Source organism: Amycolatopsis circi, from assembly GCF_003385235.1.
Taxonomy (GTDB): Bacteria; Actinomycetota; Actinomycetes; order Mycobacteriales; family Pseudonocardiaceae; genus Amycolatopsis; species Amycolatopsis circi.
This window is the reverse complement of sequence record NZ_PQIA01000047.1, coordinates 1-16,787: the sequence shown is the minus strand read 5'-3', so window position 1 is coordinate 16,787 and position 16,787 is coordinate 1. Positions and strand designations below refer to the sequence as shown.

General features: G+C 67.1%; 12 protein-coding genes and 1 tRNA gene. 7 read left to right on the top strand and 6 right to left on the bottom strand.

The annotated features are described in order from the left end of the window. Window positions 1–3 precede the first annotated feature (3 nt). The 3 genes from D0D37_RS21110 to D0D37_RS21100 all read right to left on the bottom strand — a co-directional run bounded on the left by D0D37_RS21110 (window position 4) and on the right by D0D37_RS21100 (window position 2,670). Window positions 4–255 carry an acyl carrier protein gene (locus tag D0D37_RS21110; protein ID WP_116202283.1) on the bottom strand — a complete coding sequence of 84 codons (252 nt, stop codon included), beginning with the start codon at window positions 253–255 and terminating at the stop codon, window positions 4–6. A gap of 168 nt (window positions 256–423) precedes the next feature. Beyond that, window positions 424–1,104: an AfsR/SARP family transcriptional regulator gene (locus D0D37_RS21105; RefSeq protein ID WP_244223600.1), complete on the bottom strand. Its 681-nt coding sequence runs from the start codon at window positions 1,102–1,104 to the stop codon at window positions 424–426. Window positions 1,105–2,597: 1,493 nt separating this feature from the next. Next, window positions 2,598–2,670, bottom strand: a tRNA-Ala gene (locus tag D0D37_RS21100). Between the two features lie 918 nt (window positions 2,671–3,588). On the opposite strand from D0D37_RS21100, the gene D0D37_RS21095 reads away from it, so the two are divergent. The 3 genes from D0D37_RS21095 (at window position 3,589) to D0D37_RS21085 (ending at window position 8,381) form a co-directional block, all read left to right on the top strand. Continuing rightward, the gene (locus D0D37_RS21095) at window positions 3,589–5,196 is read left to right on the top strand and encodes a coagulation factor 5/8 type domain-containing protein (protein ID WP_208720072.1); all 1,608 of its coding nucleotides are present in this window, start codon (window positions 3,589–3,591) and stop codon (window positions 5,194–5,196) included. A gap of 108 nt (window positions 5,197–5,304) precedes the next feature. Next, window positions 5,305–6,957 carry an NAD(P)/FAD-dependent oxidoreductase gene (locus D0D37_RS21090; RefSeq protein WP_116202280.1) on the top strand — a complete coding sequence of 551 codons (1,653 nt, stop codon included), beginning with the start codon at window positions 5,305–5,307 and terminating at the stop codon, window positions 6,955–6,957. After that, window positions 6,954–8,381, top strand: coding sequence for an ATP-binding protein (locus D0D37_RS21085; RefSeq protein ID WP_116202279.1), 1,428 nt, complete (start codon window positions 6,954–6,956; stop codon window positions 8,379–8,381). The genes D0D37_RS21090 and D0D37_RS21085 overlap by 4 nt, the downstream gene beginning before the upstream one ends. Before the next feature lie 298 nt (window positions 8,382–8,679). On the opposite strand, the gene D0D37_RS48030 is transcribed toward D0D37_RS21085, so the two are convergent. After that, window positions 8,680–10,140 carry a hypothetical protein gene (locus D0D37_RS48030; RefSeq protein WP_244223599.1) on the bottom strand — a complete coding sequence of 487 codons (1,461 nt, stop codon included), beginning with the start codon at window positions 10,138–10,140 and terminating at the stop codon, window positions 8,680–8,682. Between the two features lie 82 nt (window positions 10,141–10,222). On the opposite strand from D0D37_RS48030, the gene D0D37_RS21070 reads away from it, so the two are divergent. The 3 genes from D0D37_RS21070 to D0D37_RS21060 are packed head-to-tail and all read left to right on the top strand — an operon-like array spanning window position 10,223 to window position 12,207. Then, complete coding sequence (locus D0D37_RS21070) at window positions 10,223–10,846, top strand: pentapeptide repeat-containing protein (protein ID WP_116202278.1); 624 nt, start codon at window positions 10,223–10,225, stop codon at window positions 10,844–10,846. Between the two features lie 48 nt (window positions 10,847–10,894). Beyond that, window positions 10,895–11,494, top strand: coding sequence for a sulfite oxidase-like oxidoreductase (locus D0D37_RS21065; protein ID WP_116202277.1), 600 nt, complete (start codon window positions 10,895–10,897; stop codon window positions 11,492–11,494). Then, entirely contained in the window at window positions 11,464–12,207 is a 744-nt protein-coding gene (locus D0D37_RS21060) for a ferredoxin reductase (protein WP_116202276.1), read from the top strand. The genes D0D37_RS21065 and D0D37_RS21060 overlap by 31 nt, the downstream gene beginning before the upstream one ends. A 13-nt stretch (window positions 12,208–12,220) precedes the next feature. Here the strand turns inward: D0D37_RS21060 and D0D37_RS21055 are convergent, their stop codons facing one another. Continuing rightward, complete coding sequence (locus D0D37_RS21055; RefSeq protein WP_208720070.1) at window positions 12,221–14,905, bottom strand: helix-turn-helix transcriptional regulator; 2,685 nt, start codon at window positions 14,903–14,905, stop codon at window positions 12,221–12,223. Beyond that, window positions 14,902–16,044, bottom strand: coding sequence for an Hsp70 family protein (locus tag D0D37_RS21050; protein ID WP_116202275.1), 1,143 nt, complete (start codon window positions 16,042–16,044; stop codon window positions 14,902–14,904). The genes D0D37_RS21055 and D0D37_RS21050 overlap by 4 nt, the downstream gene beginning before the upstream one ends. 304 nt (window positions 16,045–16,348) lie before the next feature. Here D0D37_RS21050 and D0D37_RS21045 point away from each other — a divergent pair. Further along, the coding region (locus D0D37_RS21045) for an IniB N-terminal domain-containing protein (RefSeq protein ID WP_208720069.1) at window positions 16,349–16,787 on the top strand (439 nt) is incomplete at its 3' end.

Genomic DNA, 16,787 nt, shown 5'->3' with positions numbered 1-16,787 from the left:
TCTCTACCAGCTCGCGGATTCCGAGACGACCTCGTACACCGCGCGCAGGTTCGTCATCCGGGCGAACTGGGCCTGGTCGATCGTGACGCCGAACCTCTTCTCCAGCGCGGCCAGCACGTCCATCAGCGACAGCGAATCGGCCTCGTGGTCGTCGGCGAAATCGCTGGTTTCGGTGAGCTCGGCGTCGTCGAGTTCGAGGTGCGTGCAGACGATCTCGCGGATCTGCTGCAGGCGTTCGGAGACGGCTGTCGTCATGGGGGCACTCCCGATAGTCAGGGACCGGTTCTGGGGACCGGCCCGAAACTAGCGGCGAGCGGTGACACCCTTCTGACAGCGCCCTGACGCGACGGATCCGTAGGCGCGGTGTCAGCAGGCGGTCATCGGGGACTGCCATGCTGACGCGGTGGAAGAGAAAACGACGGCTCAGTCGAGGACCCGGTCCTGCATCAGGATGGACTGGTACAGCCGGCGCAGCCCCGGCCCGGGCTCCAGCCCGAGTTCGGCGCTCAGCCACTGCCGGGTGTTGTGGAAGACCGAGACCGCGTCGCCCTGCCTGCCGTCGCGGTAAAGCGAGATCATCAGGTACTCGCTGAGCCGCTCGCGGGCCGGATTCTCCGCGACGAGTTGTTTCAGGTCGTGGGAAAGCCCGTGATGTTCCCCGACTTGCAGCCGCGCGGAGATCAGGTCCTCCTGCACGGTCAGCCGGTGCTCGTTGAGCTGCTCGGCGGCCATCCGGCAACGGGTGCAATCGGCGACGTCGAGCAACGCCGGCCCCCGCCAGAGCCGCAGAGCCTGCTCGAACACCGTGATGGCCCCGCGCGGATCCTGATTGAGCAGCCCGGCGCCGCGCTGTGCCAGAGCGGAGAACCGATGCGCGTCGACGGCTTCGGCGGGCACGGTCATCAGGTACCCGCTGCTGACTGTGCGGACCACCTCGCGCTCGCCGGTCACGTTGAACACGAGCTTCCGCAACCGGGCGATGTTGGCCTGCAATGCGTTTCGCACGTTGGAGACCGGTTTGTCGGCCCACAGTTCGTCCGCGAGCGTGTCCAGGGACAACGGTACCCCCGGCGACAAAGCCAGCAACGCGAGTACAGTCCGCACCTTTCGCGACGCGACTCCGTGCCTCCGGCCGGCTTGCCGGAGCGTCACCGATCCCAATAGCTCAATTTCCATATCTACCCCTGAGGAAAAATAGCCCGTCTCAAGTGACCCCACGCACCGAGCTGTCGGCCGAGCCGAGCATGTCAGAACTTGAAAAGACGGTCTACCTCCGATTGGGGTAATGAGTTGGCGTCATGTCCGACAGTTTCAAGCTCCGAATAGGAAGGACGCTCGCGATTTACCGCTCCCGACCTCCCGAAGGTGGTGCTGGCACCAGGTGCGACAGTGGTGTTACCTCCCCTAGGAGGCCCTTCCGCGGCGAATATCTTGTCGTACTCGCCGGTACGGTGTTGAATCGATTATCGCGGCCCGGGCAGTGCCGCATTTTCCGGCCTGGGGGAGTTCTATTTGCGGTTACGGGCAACATTTCTGCCCGTTGTCGCAGAGTCGGCGAATGGTTATTTATTAGCGGGCCGGCGACGCAGAGTGTTTCTGTTGTTCCCGAGGGTCGCCCGCGGCATTCGACATCGTGAACGGACTGCCCCGCTTCTCGGCAACTGGGACAACTCCTTCTATTGTGCAAGTGTGCAATCTCCCCGCTTGGCCCGGCCGAGCCGTAACAGCGGAATTTTGCGAACTTCCGCACTTTCGACTGGAGCGGCCGGAGCGACCGGCCACCGAGCTGCGACCGATTCGCGCCCCGACTCTCTCCGAAGCGCCCCCCGTCCGAAGCGCCCCTGCTCAGCACCACGCTTTGGCTTAACCCGCGGTCTAACCAACAAGCCGCCGCATCGAACTGTCGTTTCCCCCATGGCTCGGCCGCGCCCTCCTCGGCACAGGCGGGACCCCAGCGTCCTGTGCCGCAGTCACGGCCCATCTGGCCGATCAGGCGGCAGGGCCGACACCGCGTCCTGGTCGTAGCCGGAGCACTGCGCATCTCCGGGGGAATACGCTTCTCCACCTCGCACTCCCACGACGTCCGCGCACCGGCACCTAGCCGAAGCGTCCCCTCCGACCCGTCGAGCGCGTCCTAGCTCCTGACAACCGACTGACGCGTTCGCAAGCGCCACAACCGTTCCGCACCCGGAGGCGACAATCTCCGTTAGCGCATCGACCGAGCCTCTTCCCCGTCCGCCCAGAGCCAGACACCTGCCGACCTGACCGTCGTGCCCCGTCCGTCGCTCGGGCAGCGTACGGCCGCGTGAGCTGAATCGTCACCCCAGCAATCAATACGCGACGCCCAACGACCTCATCGCCCGATCATGCTGGCCATCGATGCAACCTGACTGTCCACTTCGGAGCGACCCCGTCGGTCGAGCCAATTGCGCTCGACGTCGTCACATGAACCACCTCAGCAACCGACGCCAGCCACTCGACGACAATCGTGTCCAGCCCGCTGTGACTTGCCGCCCCGGAGCCCCTCCGGAACAGGACGCACGAAAAAACCCTCCGACCCACACCATGGTGCGATCGAAGGGTCTCTCTCAAACTTGTGGAGCTAAGGGGACTCGAACCCCTGACCCCCTCACTGCCAGTGAGGTGCGCTACCAGCTGCGCCATAGCCCCGAAGCAGAGGTGAACTCCGCATCTCGTATGGACATACAGTACACCCCGCCTCCGAGGCTTTCGGCAGGGGGTCGGTTACGTGCCGCACGCACCCTCGAAGGCCGCGCCGAGCTGGACGGTCCGGTAGTGCTCTCTCGTGTCCCCGGCGTATTCGTGCAGGTCGACTGCCCTTCCTGACTTTTCTTCAGGTTTACGTTGAGTGCAGGTGTGTCCGCGGTTACATTCCTCCGCAGTCGCGATGTCGAGCCGGCCGCTGCCCCACGGCGGACCGCATTCCCGGCCGAGGTCGCCTGACGGTCCCGTCTCGGCAAGGAGGTGGCAATGGGTCCCGAATCACGGAGAGTGACCGCCCTGCTGCCGACGCCTCCAAGCCCGCCTGCCTGCTTCCCCGGCCTGAGCAGCGCAGCCCTACCCAATCAACCCCTCCCGGCAAACGCAGAAGCGTGGTCCGGCCAGGCCATGACGGTGAACACTCAACGACCTACCGCTCAGTCGTCCGCCAAGCCCCGCTCACTGACCCGCTCGTACACGGGAACCGGAACAAACGCGCACGATTGGCACTTTCACTCCACCCGTGAGAGCGATGCGGAGACGACCACGCGCCCTTCCCGGCTTCCCGTTTCGGAGGACAAGAACGCCCCGGAACCCTGCGGTGCCCCAGCCCCACCGCGATTGCCGTTCCCCAAGCTCGACCCGCAATGGCCAGCGCGTCCGGCTGCCGTGGTTGTCGATCTTGACCTCGGCCGAGACTGCGAACCGCGTCCGGCCGGACAGCCTGCCGACCGCGAGAAGCCACGACAACACGGCCGTCACGACGCCACCGACCGGTCGTTCACACTGGCTTCCGTGGGTGGCACTACTTCTCCGCCGCCGGGGCAAGTGGACCTGGGGCCGAACGTCGTCGTTTTCGATCCGTCGATGCCGAGCGCGCGCATCCAGTCCACGCTGGACGCGATCTTCGCGGAGCAGGAGAAGAACCAGTTCGGCTGTCAGCGCTACGCGGTGCTGTTCAAGCCGGGAACGTACTCCAACGACGTGAACGTCGGCTTCTACACCCAAATCCTAGGACTGGGCAGCACGCCCGACGCCGTGGAGATCAACGGCGCCGTGCACGTGGAGGCGGACTGGTTTCCCCCGAACAACGCGACCCAGAACTTCTGGCGCGGCGCGGAAAACCTGTCAGTGAACCCAGTCGGGGGCACGGATCAATGGGCCGTCTCGCAGGCGAGCCCGTACCGGCGGATGCACGTCCGCGGCGACCTGCGCCTCGACCACGGCGGCGGCTGGTCGAGCGGCGGCTGGATCTCGGACACGAAGATCGACGGCCAGATCCGTTCCGGGTCGCAACAGCAATGGATCTCGCGCGATTCGCAGTTCGGCGGCTGGAACGGATCCACTTGGAACATGGTGTTCGTCGGCGTGCACGGCGCACCCGCCGGCACCTTCCCGCACCCTCCGTACACCACAGTCGACCAGACCCCGGTCGTGCGCGAAAAGCCGTGCCTTCAGATCGACGAGTCCGGGCAGTACTGGGTCTTCGTACCCGCACTACGGACCGGTACCTCCGGGGTCACCTGGGCACACGACAGCGCGCCAGGAGTTTCGGTGCCGATCGACCAGTTCTTCATTGCGAAGCCCGGCGCGACCGCGTCCGAGATAAACGCAGCCCTGACGGCGGGCCTGAACCTGCTGATCACTCCAGGCGTGTACCACCTTGACCAGCCATTGCACGTGACCCGCCCGGACACCGTCGTCCTCGGCCTCGGCATCGCGACGTTGGTGCCGGACGGCGGGATCGCCGCGATAAAGGTCGACGACGTGGACGGTGTGGAGATCGCCGGCCTGCTGATCGATGCCGGAACGACCTCGTCGGCCATCCTCATGCAAGTCGGCGATCCTGAATCGGACGCAGACCATTCGGCGAACCCGACGTCCCTGCACGACGTGTTCTTCCGCATCGGCGGTGCCGCCGCGGGAAGAGCGCGCACCAGCCTCGTCATCAACAGCAACGACGTGATCGGCGACCACCTGTGGCTCTGGCGAGCCGATCACGGAGCTGACGACAGCCACGTCGGCTGGACCGCGAACACCGCCGACACCGGACTGGTGGTGAACGGCAACGACGTGACTGTCTACGGGTTGTTCGTCGAGCACTTCCAGAAGACACAGGTGACCTGGAACGGAAACGGCGGGCGCACCTACTTCTTCCAGAACGAGATGCCCTACGACGTCCCCGACCAGGCCAGTTGGATGAACGGCGGGGCGGAGGGCTACGCCGCCTACGAAGTGGCACCGGACGTCATCAGCCACGAAGCCTGGGGTCTGGGCAGCTACTGCTTCTTCAGCACGAACCCGTCGGTGGCCTGCTCGCACGCCTTCGCCGCCCCGGTCGCCCCGGACGTGCGGTTCCACGACATGGTGACGGTTTCGCTCAACCACCAAGGGGTGATCACTCACGTGATCAACGAAGCCGGCGCGATCACCCCGGCGGGCACGGAACCGGTGAACTTGGTGCGCTATCCATAGCCGCCACCTGGACAACCGGTGCCCGCCGCGGTGGCGGCCGCGGCGGGCACCGGTCCCTGGTTCTCTTGCTTGCCACGAGCGCTGGCCGGACACCGTAGGCTGTGCCGTGTGAGCCAGCCGATCCTGATGACCGTCGACGACGACCCCGCCGTTTCGCGGTCGGTGGCGCGCGACCTGCGTCGCCGCTACGGCAAGGACTACCGCGTCATCCGCGCCGACTCGGGAGCCGACGCCCTCGACGCCCTCCGCGAGATCAAGCTGCGCGGCGACGCCGTCGCGGCGATCCTCGCCGACTACCGCATGCCGCACATGGACGGCATCGTCTTCCTGGAGAAGGCGATGGACCTGTTCCCCAACGCCCGGCGCGCGCTCCTGACGGCGTACGCCGACACTGACGCCGCGATCCAGGCGATCAACGTGGTGGACGTCGACCATTACCTGCTCAAGCCGTGGGACCCGCCCGAGGAGAAGCTCTACCCGGTCATCGACTCTCTCGTCGAGACCTGGCTCGCGGTCGGCGATCGTCCGGTGGAAGAGACGAAGCTGATCGGGCACCGGTACTCGGCGCCGTCGTTCCGGATGCGCGACTTCCTTGCTCGCAACGCCGTCCCGTATCGCTGGTACTCGGTCGAAGACGACGAAGCCGGCCGCATCCTCCAGGCCGCCGGTGCGTGCGAGACCGACATCCCGGTCGTCGTGACGCCGGACGGCACGGTGCTGAAACAGCCATCGGGAAGCGAGATCGCCGATGCGGTGGGCCTTTCCACCCAGCCCGCGCAGGACTTCTACGACCTGGTGGTGATCGGCGGCGGTCCGGCCGGACTCGGCGCCGCGGTATACGGCGCTTCCGAGGGGCTGCGAACCGTCCTGGTCGAGCGCAAGGCCACCGGCGGCCAAGCCGGAACCAGCTCCCGGATCGAGAACTACCTCGGCTTCCCGGACGGAGTGTCCGGCGCACAGCTCACGGATCGAGCCCGCCGCCAGGCGCAGAAGTTTGGCGCCGAAGTGCTCACGGCGCGCGATGTCGTGGGCCTGGAAGCGCGCGGTTCGAGCCGGGTCGTGACTTTCGGCGACGGATCCGAGATCGCGGCGCACTCCGTGATCCTTTCCAGCGGCGTCAATTACCGAGCGCTGGAAGCCGAGGGAATCGCGGAGCTGACCGGCCGGGGCGTCTACTACGGCTCCGCCGCGACGGAAGCGCCTGAGTGCTCGAACGACCACGTGTACATCGTCGGCGGCGCGAACTCCGCGGGGCAGGCAGCGGTGTTCTTCGCCCAGCACGCCACTGACGTGACGCTGCTGGTGCGCGGCGCGTCGCTGGAGTCGTCGATGTCGCACTACCTCATCGAGCAGATCGCTGCCATCGAGAACGTCCACGTCCGGACGCACACCACGGTGGTGAAGGCTCATGGGGACGATCACCTCGAGTCCATCACGGTCTGCAAAGACGGCGTGACCGAGAAGCTGGACACGGAACACCTCTTCATCTTCATCGGGGCCGCTCCGCGCACGGAGTGGCTGGGGAAGGGCGTCCTCCGGGACGCCCACGGATTCGTCCGGACCGGGCCGGACCTCGTGGAAGAGGGACGCAGGCCGCCGGGATGGACCCTGGACCGCGATCCGCATTACCTGGAGTCGTCAGTGCCCGGCGTGTTCGTGGCCGGAGACGTTCGTTCGCAGTCGGTGAAACGCGTGGCGTCCGCCGTCGGCGAGGGCGCCATGGCCGTGACCCTGGTCCACCGTTACTTGGAGGAACAGTGACTCAGCCCGCTTTGCCGCGCGAGGAACTGCGCGGTCTGTTCTTGTTCGAGCATCTCTCGGACGCGCAGCTCGACTGGATCGAGCAGAACGCGGCTCGCGAGGAGTTCAAGGCTGACTCCGTGGTGATCCGCGAGGGCGATCCGGCGACTTGCTTCTACGTCCTGCTCAACGGCGCGCTGCGGATGACCCGCGTGGTAGCCGGCGCCGAGGTCGAGATGAAGCGGTCCGATCAGCGCGGTTCCTACTGCGGCGCAACGCAATTCCTGGCCTACCAGGACAGCGAGGCCACCTACGGCGCGACGATCTACGCCGTCAGCGACCTGACCTTCCTCACGCTTCCCGCCGCGGAGTTCGCCGTCGAGTTCCGGCAGTGGTTCCCGATGGCCGCGCACCTGCTGGAGGGGATGTACCTCGGCTGGCGCAACACCGACGCGCTGGTGTCCTCGCGACGCAGGCTCGTCGCCCTCGGCGAGCTGTCCGCCGGGCTTATGCACGAACTCAACAACCCGGCCGCGGCTGCGGTGCGCGCGACTGCCGCGCTGCGGGAGCGGGTCGCCGGCATGCGGCACAAGCTGGCGATCCTGGCCAAGAAAGACATCGACCCGGACCTGCTCGAGCTGCTGCTCGACGTGCAGGAACGCTTGGTGAAGCAGGTCGGCGACGCGCCCAAGCTCTCCGCGATGCAGCAGTCCGATCGCGAGGACGAGATCGGCGATTGGTTCGACGAACACGGCATCGACCAAGGCTGGGACCTCGCCAGCATCTTCGTCGCTGCCGGGCTCACTCCGGAGAACCTCGACCACGTTCTCGAGTCGGTGGGCGAAGGACTGCTCGACGGTGCGATCCGCTGGCTCGCGTACGCACTCGAAACCGAGATGCTGATGGGCGAGATCGAAGACTCGACCAGCCGGGTTTCCACGCTCGTGGGCGCGGCGAAGCAGTACTCGCAAATGGATCGCGCGCCGCACCAGTTCATCGACGTCCACGAAGGACTCAACTCCACGCTGGTGATGATGTCGGGCAAGCTCGGCGAAGGCATCCGCGTGGTCAAGGAATACGACTGCTCGATCGACCGGATTCCTGCCTACGCCGCCGAGCTGAACCAGGTGTGGACCAACATCATCGACAACGCCGTCGGTGCCATGGGCGGCGAGGGAACGCTGTCCCTTCGCACCTGGCAGGTCGGCAAGCAGGTGCGCGTCGAGATCGGCGACACCGGGCCGGGAATCCCGGAAGAGGTGCGCCAGCGCATCTTCGAGCCGTTCTTCACCACGAAGGGCGTGGGCGAAGGAACCGGTCTCGGGCTGGACATCTCGTGGCGGATCGTCGTGGAACGGCACTCGGGCGACATCAAAGTGACGTCGGAGCCGGGCGACACCCGGTTCGAGGTCTGCCTTCCGGTGGAGGAACAAGCGTCGCTCTGAACGTGCGCTTGTCTGCGGTGACCCGGAATGGTCGCGGGGTCTTCGGTTTCTTCGAAGCAGTTCTGCGGTGGCTGTCATCGGTGGTATCCCCTCGGAGCGATCTGACGGCTCGATTCCGAGGTTAGCCGACCGCACCGACAGGATTTTGGGCCGTTTTCGCGTTTCCCTTGCGTGCCAACGGTTTTCGATCTTTCCCCGATCGAGTGATGATTCCGAACGGATGTTCGAGCACTCTGGATCACGGCAGCGTCGCATCCATTGCTCGGACCAGAAGGGTCCGGTGGAGGCCGCAGCCGGTTCAGGGGAGGGACCGTGATCCGAATCCGGGAAGTGTCAGTGTCATTGCCGCTGTCGTCAGCCAGGTCAGCATGTCCGGCAATGGAATCCGGGCGAGCCGTCCGGGCCATTCGTCAGCTGCGATCGTCAGCGCGAGTTCGTCTTCGTCCGGCCGGATTCCGGTCAGGCGCAACCCTTTCGGCAGATCCGGCAGGGGAAGCACAATCGGCCGGATCCGCTTCGGCGGACGCCTCGCCCACCGTCCGAGGCGGAGCGCGGTCGGGGTCAGCACTATTGCTTCGTCTTCGATGTCTGCGACGAGGGTCAGATGCCCCCAGTGCGGATGCTTTCGCCAGCGCACCCGGAACCCTTCCGGATGCGGCGTCGCGATCAGATCCGGACGTGCCGCGGCAACCCGATCCCGCACCACAGCCCCGCTCACTTCTATCTCGAGTTCGACAGATCCGGGAATCACCGCTGGCGAAGGCAATCCTCGAAGCCGTACGTCCTTGGCGAGCACGGTTACGCGCCGCAGCGGAATACGGTCGACGTCAGGCTCTGCTGGCGTATCGGCAACTGGCCGAGTTGCCGAGTCGGCTCCGCGACTGGTGGACGGCCGTCCGGAGTTGCGCCGAGAAGTCGGTTGTTCAGATTCGCGCGGTTCCGAGCTCGTTGCGTCAGGTGCCGAGGCAGATTTCCGCGCTGCGGCACCTGGTGTGGCTTCCGCGATCCGGCGATCACGTTGCGCCTGAACAGAATCCGACGATGCCGTGTTCTCTTGTGGACCGGATCGGCGTACGCCAGTTCGGTCGTCGGTGGACTGCTCGATGCGGTCAGCCGCAAGACCAGCCGTGCTCGACAGGCCGTCCGTCTTGCTCGGCTCGTCGGCGAGAGCCCGCGTGCCCTTCTCGGCAGGCATACCGAATGCGTCCGAGGTGGTCGGGCCCTTCGTTCCGCCACGCGCGTTCGACGCTGCTGCGGCCGCTCCGGTTCGAGACGGACCGGCAGTGCCGGCAAAGCTGTCAGCGCCTTGCTCAGCGGGGGCCGCCGCGCTGCTCGTAACGGGCCAGTCGACGTCTTTCGCGACGACGCGGACGTCTCCCACCCGACCGGTGGCCAGACGAAGCGAGTCCGCAGGGTAGTCGAGCTCCGTGAGGGTCAGGCCCACCTCATGGCCCTGCACCGTTGTGGTGAGACGGCGGCCCACCAGTTGCTCGGTGACGGTTCGGGCGAGCGCGGCCGGGGTGGCGGGTACTGCGGGCAGCAGTGCCCGGCCCGCGGCGGCCAGTCCCGACAGTTCGGGCCAGGGCACCCAGGCATCGAACCATCGGCCTTCGCTCATCCGGCCATCGTATGGCGGTCTGGGGAAGACCGCTCCTCGCTGTGGCATGAGCCGCGTAGCAGAGCGGAAGGGGCCGATCACGCAAGCCGCTCGAGCAACAGGCGACACCGTATGTGGTGCGGCCCGGGTGATTCTGGCCACCGCCAGCCAGAATCCCAAGGTGGCGGGGCGCTTGATGCCGCGTCCGGTACCCGATCGCAGGTGGGCGAACTAGGCTTGGCGAATGCCTGAACAGGACCCGGAGCCACCCGGTATCGAGACGGTCGAGGACCGCGTCTACCGGCGGGAAGACTGGTACGCGGAGGAGTTCACGACGCGGCGGTTCGAGCGCTGTGAGTTCCACCAGGTCGACCTCACCGAGGCGGTCACGCGCGGCGTCACCTTCCTGGACTGCGTGTTCGGAAACGTGCAGTTCAACGCGTCCCGGCACACTGACTCGGCGTTCACCGGATGCGTGTTCAAGGGATGCAACCTGTTCGACGCCGAGTTCACCGGGTGCAAGCTGGTCGGAAGCCGGTTCCAGGACTGCGGCCTGCGGCCGTTGCGCGTGACGGGCGGCGACTGGTCTTTCGTCGGCTTGAACGGCGCTGACCTGCGTGGAGTCACATTCCAGGGCGTCCGGATGCGCGAAGCGGATCTCACGAAGGCGAAGTGCTCGGGAGCAGTGTTCACCGACGTGGACCTGTCCGGGGCGGAGTTGCAGGACATCGACGTCACACGTGCTGAGCTGCGAGGAAGCGATCTGTCGTCGCTCGACCTGACACGTGCGTCGCTGACTGGCGCGATCGTGTCCCCGGAGCAGGCGGCGGTGCTCGTCACGTCGCTCGGCTTGCAGGTGCGCGGGTAGTCTCGCGGCTGAGCGGATGAGCCGTCGGATATGCCCGGAGGAAGTGCGATGGGAGTCGTCACACCTGGCTTCACCGGACGCGCCCGCGGGGCCAATCCGCGGCTGCCGCCAGGGCAGTATCTCGCCGAAGACTTCCCAGTCCTCTCGGCCGGACCCACCCCGCGAGTGAGCACGGAGCGGTGGGAGTTCGCGGTAGTGACCGAGAACGGTGAACGCCGTTCATGGTCTTGGCCGGAACTGATGGCGCTTCCGAGCGAGAAGATCACGGTCGACATCCACTGCGTCACTCAATGGTCCAAATTGGACACTCGCTGGCGGGGTGTTCCAGTGGACGCGCTCGTCGGGGATCTCGATACGGCCGCCGATTACGTCATGGCGCATTCCTACGGCGGCTACACCACAAACCTTCCGCTCGCCGATCTTGTCGGCGGACAGGCATGGATCGCCTACGAGTACGGGGGCAAGCCGCTCACCCCGGAACACGGCGGCCCCGCTCGCCTGCTGGTGCCGCACCTCTATTTCTGGAAGTCGGCGAAATGGGTGCGCGAGTTGCGACTCGCCACGAAGGACGATCCAGGCTTCTGGGAAGCGGCTGGCTACCACGACTACGGAGATCCATGGCGGGAACAGCGGTATCAGGGCGACTAGCGTGGCGCGTCGCCCAGCTTGCGGAGATCCGGCAGGAGACGCCGACCGCGCGCACCCTGGCCTTCGACATCCCAGGGTGGCCGGGCCATCTCGCGGGACAACACGTCGACGTTCGTCTCACCGCGGCTGACGGCTACACCGCGCAACGCAGCTACTCGCTCGCCGCACCGGCGAACGGAGACCGAATCGAACTGACCGTGCAGCGGGTAGCCGACGGCGAAGTGTCCGAGCACCTCGCTGGCCCTTACGCGGTCGGAGACCCGGTCGAGATTCGCGGCCCGATCGGCGGTTGGTTCGTGTGGCGTCCCACCGATCCGGCACCGGTGCTGCTTGTCGCTGGTGGCGCAGGCATCGTCCCGCTGATGTCGATGATCCGGGCTCGTCGCGAAGCTGGCAGCAAAGCACTGTTCCGGCTGGTCTATTCGCTGCGCACTCCGGCGGAGTTGTACTACGCCGAGGAACTTCGCCGTCCGTACGCGGGGCTGGACGTCACCTACGTCTACACGCGAGAGCTTCCGGAAGGGCGACCCGGCATCCCTTGGCGCATCGACGTCGCCACGTTGAACACCGCTGCCTGGCCGGCTGAATTCGGTGCCACCACATACATTTGCGGGCCGACCGGGTTCGTCGAGACGGCCGCGGACATCATGCTCGCGCTGGGACACGCGCCGCAGTCGATCCGGACCGAGCGTTTCGGCCCCAGCCGGGACTGAGGCAGTTCACGAGTCAGTGCACGGTCGGTTTGGCGAGGAGTTCGCGCAGGGTCGCGAGCAGTTCGCGGCGGTCTGTGGCACCGAGTTTGCCGCGGATGCGGGCCATGTGGTGTTCGACAGTCTTGCCGGAGATGAAGAGTTTGCTGCCAGCTTGTTTGTAGGTCAGGCCGTCGACTACCAGGCGGGCGACTTCCAGTTCGCGCTCGCTCAGCGCGCTCAACCCGGTCGCCGCGCCTGGGGCCGGGGTGGCGGACTCGAGACGTCCAGTCGTGCCTTGGAACTGCCGAGCCGCTTCGAGGAGTTGGACCATCGCCTTGCGGTCGGAGGTCCGAATCGCGGCTTGGCCGGCCAGGCGGGCGGCGTCCCAGCACAAGTCCAGTTCGTGAAGCTCCGCGGCTGCTGCGGAGATTTGGCCCGGATCGAACGTGCCGCCGAGCACGGCAAGCCAGCACCCGGCGGCGCGGGCGAGCGCGGCCGGATAGCGGCCGCAGTCCGCGAAACGGTTCAGCGCTGCCAGCTGGCGTTCGGCAGTGGCGCGGTCTTCCGTGGTGATCGCGGCGTGCAGTTCGTGCCAGCACAGCGAGACTGTCCACAAAGGAGGATTGCCAAGCCGGTCGAGCATGGCGTGGGCTCGCTCTAGCCGACGGGCCAGTTTGGCGTGCGCACCGGTCCGAGCGGCTGCGATGGCCAGTTCGCCCAACGGCAACAGCGTGAACAAGTCCACTTGCTGACGCATGGACGCCTGATACGCCCGCTCCCACGACTGTTGCAGCCCGACCAGATCGCTCGCCCGCCGGGCGAGGCCGAGTTCCAGTGTCGCGAAGAACAACTCGTCGCGGGCTTCAAGTTTGGTGCCAGCGACGGCATCACGGTGCTCAGTCGCGGCGGCGAGGTGGCCGCCGGTCATCGCGACCCAGCCGAGCAACAGCCGATGCCGGGTGGCGAGCAGGTCGCCGCCGACGCTGCTGGCGAGTGCTCGTTCCAGCACCGATTCCGCGAGCGCCAGTTCACCAGCGTGCAAACCGGCGAGTGCGGCGAGCGCCGCCGGACTGTCCGGAAGCGGTGCACCGCCGACCGCCGGTTCGAGCATTGCTGCGGCACCCACCAGCGTCGGCAACGCCTCTGTCCCGCAACCGAAAACTGATTCGACGATCCCGTTCGCTGTTCGCGCGGCGGCACCGGTGAACAACGTCGGTGCGACGCCCGGCATCGGCACGTGGGCGACCGCTTGACCGTCGGTGGTCTGACCGGTTCCGACGAGGGCGATGGTGGCGAACGCGTCTACCGCGCCGGGGCCCACCCAGCGATAGCTCTCGCCATTTGGTTGGGGCGATGTCGAATACGAGGTATTGCCGTTGGAAACGTAAGTGGCCGGTGCCGCGGAAGCGGGATCGATGGCGGCTCCGGCAGCGTTCGCGCTGGGGAGTGCGGAGGCTTGAAAGTGCGTTGAGTTGGCTGCCGTGGGGTGCTTTGCGACTTGATGGCCGGTCGCTGTGGCGTTGGGGTTTTCGTTGCCTGGTGGGGTGAAGTTGGAGTTGTTGCCACTGGCGTCGGACGCGGGGACGGCCGCGTGTTGACGGGACAAGCTGTCCGTGGCTGCGGCCCAGCGGTACAGCTCTGCGGTACGGGCCAGCTCGCCGCGGTGGGCCAGGACCGTTGCAGCGATCTCGGCACCAGCGGCCCGCGCTTCGGGATCTTCGCCAGACAACATGCCGTCGCCTAGGCGAAGGGCGGTGTCCAAGTCTCCGGACAATGCGGCGGCACGGGCCCAGCCCGTAGTGGTCGCAGCGTCGCGGGCACCGGCGTCGGCGGCGGCTTCGAAGAGGCGTGCGGCGTGTTTTGGATCCGTCGGGAGAGCTTCGCTTGCGGCGGTTGCGAACGCGGCTGCAGCGGAGGCACCCGAACTGCCGGCGTCGAGCAAAGATGTCGCGAGGTCAAGGACAGGCAGGCCGCGAGTCAGCTGCGCTTCCACGAGTTGTTGCAACACCGCCAGGCGACGAGCCGGCGGTCCGTAAGCGCGCACTGCTTCGGCGGCGGCGGGCAGGAGAATGTCTTCGGCGTCGAGGAGGCCCGTCGCGCGTGCTCCGTCGACGACTTCGGGCAGTTCGTCTGGTGTGCGCTCCAGCAAGGAACAGAGCAGATCGAGGTTGCGGGCCGCGCCGGCCTCGGCGGCGATGAGGTAGTGGAGAACGTCGTCGTCTAGTGCGGCCAGTTCGGCGCGGAAGTCGGCGAGGCGGGCGGTTACGACGCGTTCTACAAGGCGGGGGACACCGCCGGTGCTGGCGTGCAGGGCAGAGGCATCCGCAGTGCGGCCGGTGAGCTGTTTCGCGAGCTTGCCGACTTCTTCGACGGTCAGCGGCGGCAGCAGCAGCGTTTCGCCCAGGGCTCGCAATGCTTGCGCACGAGAGTTTGGACGGTGTGCCACCACGAGCGGTCCCTCTTTGGCGGCAGCGAGCATGGTGAGCCTGGTCAGGTCTTCGTCGTCGAGCTGGTCGGCGTCGTCGATGACGGTGGCCTCGACGCCTGCCTCGCGGTAGCTGCGGTCGAGAGCGCCCAGCAGAGCGGTCTTGCCGTAGCCGCCCGGTGCCACGACCACGAGCCGGACTGGCGCCGCGGGGGCGTCGGCGAGTTGTTCGAGGAGGCGGCGGGCTGCGGGGTGGACGGCGTCGTTGCCGGTTTTCGCCAGCAGTGCGTTCAACAGTGACCTTCACCGGAGGGAGTTGTGGCTGGGTGGGCGCACGAACTCAGGACAGGGGGACGGGGAGAAGCGGGTTCCTTGTCCGCGGTCGCTTCGTGTGACGTGAGGACCGCGATCAGGATCGAGGAGCTGATCGCCAGCACGGCGGCCGCGGCGGCGAGTGGTCGCCATCGACGCATCAGTTTGGCAGCGCCCTCGGGCTCCGGCAGCGTGAATGGAGTGATCTCCACCGGCGGCCGCTCGGGTCTCTCGGGAAGTTCGGGTTCGCGGTCGACTCGCGGCAGCAAGGTGGTTTCGGGGGCCGGGGCTTCCCGTCTCGCGAGCGGCCGCGTCCGTTGGCTGGCTAGGATCCCGGCGCCGATGGCGGCCGTATCCGCGGGCTGCGGGCCGGTGAAAAACGGGCAGGGCAGTCGTCCTGGGAGAGCGCCCTGCCCGGGCTCGCCGCAGAACACGATGCCGGCCAGCGACTCCGGGGTGACGTTGGCCGCCTGCGCGAGACCGAACGCGGTACTGATCGCGGAACCCGGGGCGACGCCTTCGGTGCTGTTCCGGGCGATCCAGCCGCTGGCTCCCGAGGCGGTCGCCAAAGTGACAGTGACACCGTCCGGGCCGAACTCGCACACCACGGCAGTCCGGTCGCCCGCGCCGGGCTCTGGGAGATGGGCGTAGAGCGCGGCGACTGCGCTGGGAACAAGGGTGACCGCGTTGAAACCGGACTCCGCCAGGGACTGGCGCAGAAGTTCGCGTCGGTAACCACCCCAGTCACCGGGGTGGGTGACGACGAGCTGGCGCGGCGGCCCGCCGGTCTGGCTGGCCGCGACGTCGGCGATGCCTTCGACGAAGACTGTCGCCAGGGACTCCGGCGTGAACGGTTCGCTGCCGATGAACACCGGCACGTCGTCGCCGATGCGGCGATGGAAGCCGGTGATCAGCCGGGACGGCACGGCCGCGCCGGCTTGCGTGGCAGCATCGCCGGTGAGCAGGTAGCCCTCGTCGTCGAGGAAGAGCGCGGTCGCGGTCGCCGGCGAGGTCTCGCCCAGCCACAACGGTTCGGGATCGTCCCACCGGTCACCCTGCCTGCGACGGAGCGCGGCGTGGGTCCGGGCAGCGCCGAGGTCGATGCCGAGCACGTAGGGCACCGCCGCTTCCTCCCTTCGTCGCAATCAGGGTTCGGCCAAGGGGCGTAACTCACTGAACGGATACGCATCCTCACCCGTTCGGGTCAGACGGGCAAGAGCGGGGTGGGATTTAACCCAACCGGGTTCCGCGTGTCCGATCCCCTAACTCCCTAACGATCTCATATCGACCCCCTAACGGCTGAGCGAGGCGCGACTGGGTGTAAACCCCGATGTGAGCGGGGGCGCCCCGTCCCTACCTTGAGCGCCACGCCCGGCCGGGGAGGGCCGGGCATTCCCCGTAATCACGACAAGTGGAGATCCCCCAATGGATTCGGTGCAGACTCTGCACGACTTCACGCTCACCTTGCTCCAAGACCCGTCCGCGCTCGCCGCTTTCGGCCAGGACCCGCAGGCCGCGCTGGCCGCTGCCGGGCTGGGCGACATCAGCGCCGCCGACGTGAACGAGGTCGCGCCGCTGGTGCTCGACTACGTCCCGGTCGACCACCTGGCCTCTCTCGGTCACCTGCCCCAGGCGGGCGACCTGACCACTGCGCTCGGCGATGGCCCGCAGGGTGCGATCGAGCAGCTGCAGGCGCTCACCGCTTCGCTCGGCGGTGCGGCAGCGTCCGCGGGTGCACCGGCGCTGCCGGGCCTCGGCGAGCTGCCAGGTGCCGGCGCTCTGCCGGGCCTGGGCGAGCTGCCCGGTCTCGGCGAGTTGCCGGGCGCGGGTGCGCTGCCCGCCGTCGGCGACCTGCCGGGTCTCG

Bases quoted from the DNA above. Each gene is read 5' to 3' on its own strand.
- D0D37_RS21110 (WP_116202283.1), bottom strand. From the start codon at position 255: ATGACGACAGCCGTCTCCGAACGCCTGCAGCAGATCCGCGAGATCGTC.
- D0D37_RS21095 (WP_208720072.1), top strand. From the start codon at position 3,589: ATGCCGAGCGCGCGCATCCAGTCCACGCTGGACGCGATCTTCGCGGAG.
- D0D37_RS21070 (WP_116202278.1), top strand. From the start codon at position 10,223: ATGCCTGAACAGGACCCGGAGCCACCCGGTATCGAGACGGTCGAGGAC.
- D0D37_RS21065 (WP_116202277.1), top strand. From the start codon at position 10,895: ATGGGAGTCGTCACACCTGGCTTCACCGGACGCGCCCGCGGGGCCAAT.
- D0D37_RS21060 (WP_116202276.1), top strand. From the start codon at position 11,464: ATGGCGGGAACAGCGGTATCAGGGCGACTAGCGTGGCGCGTCGCCCAG.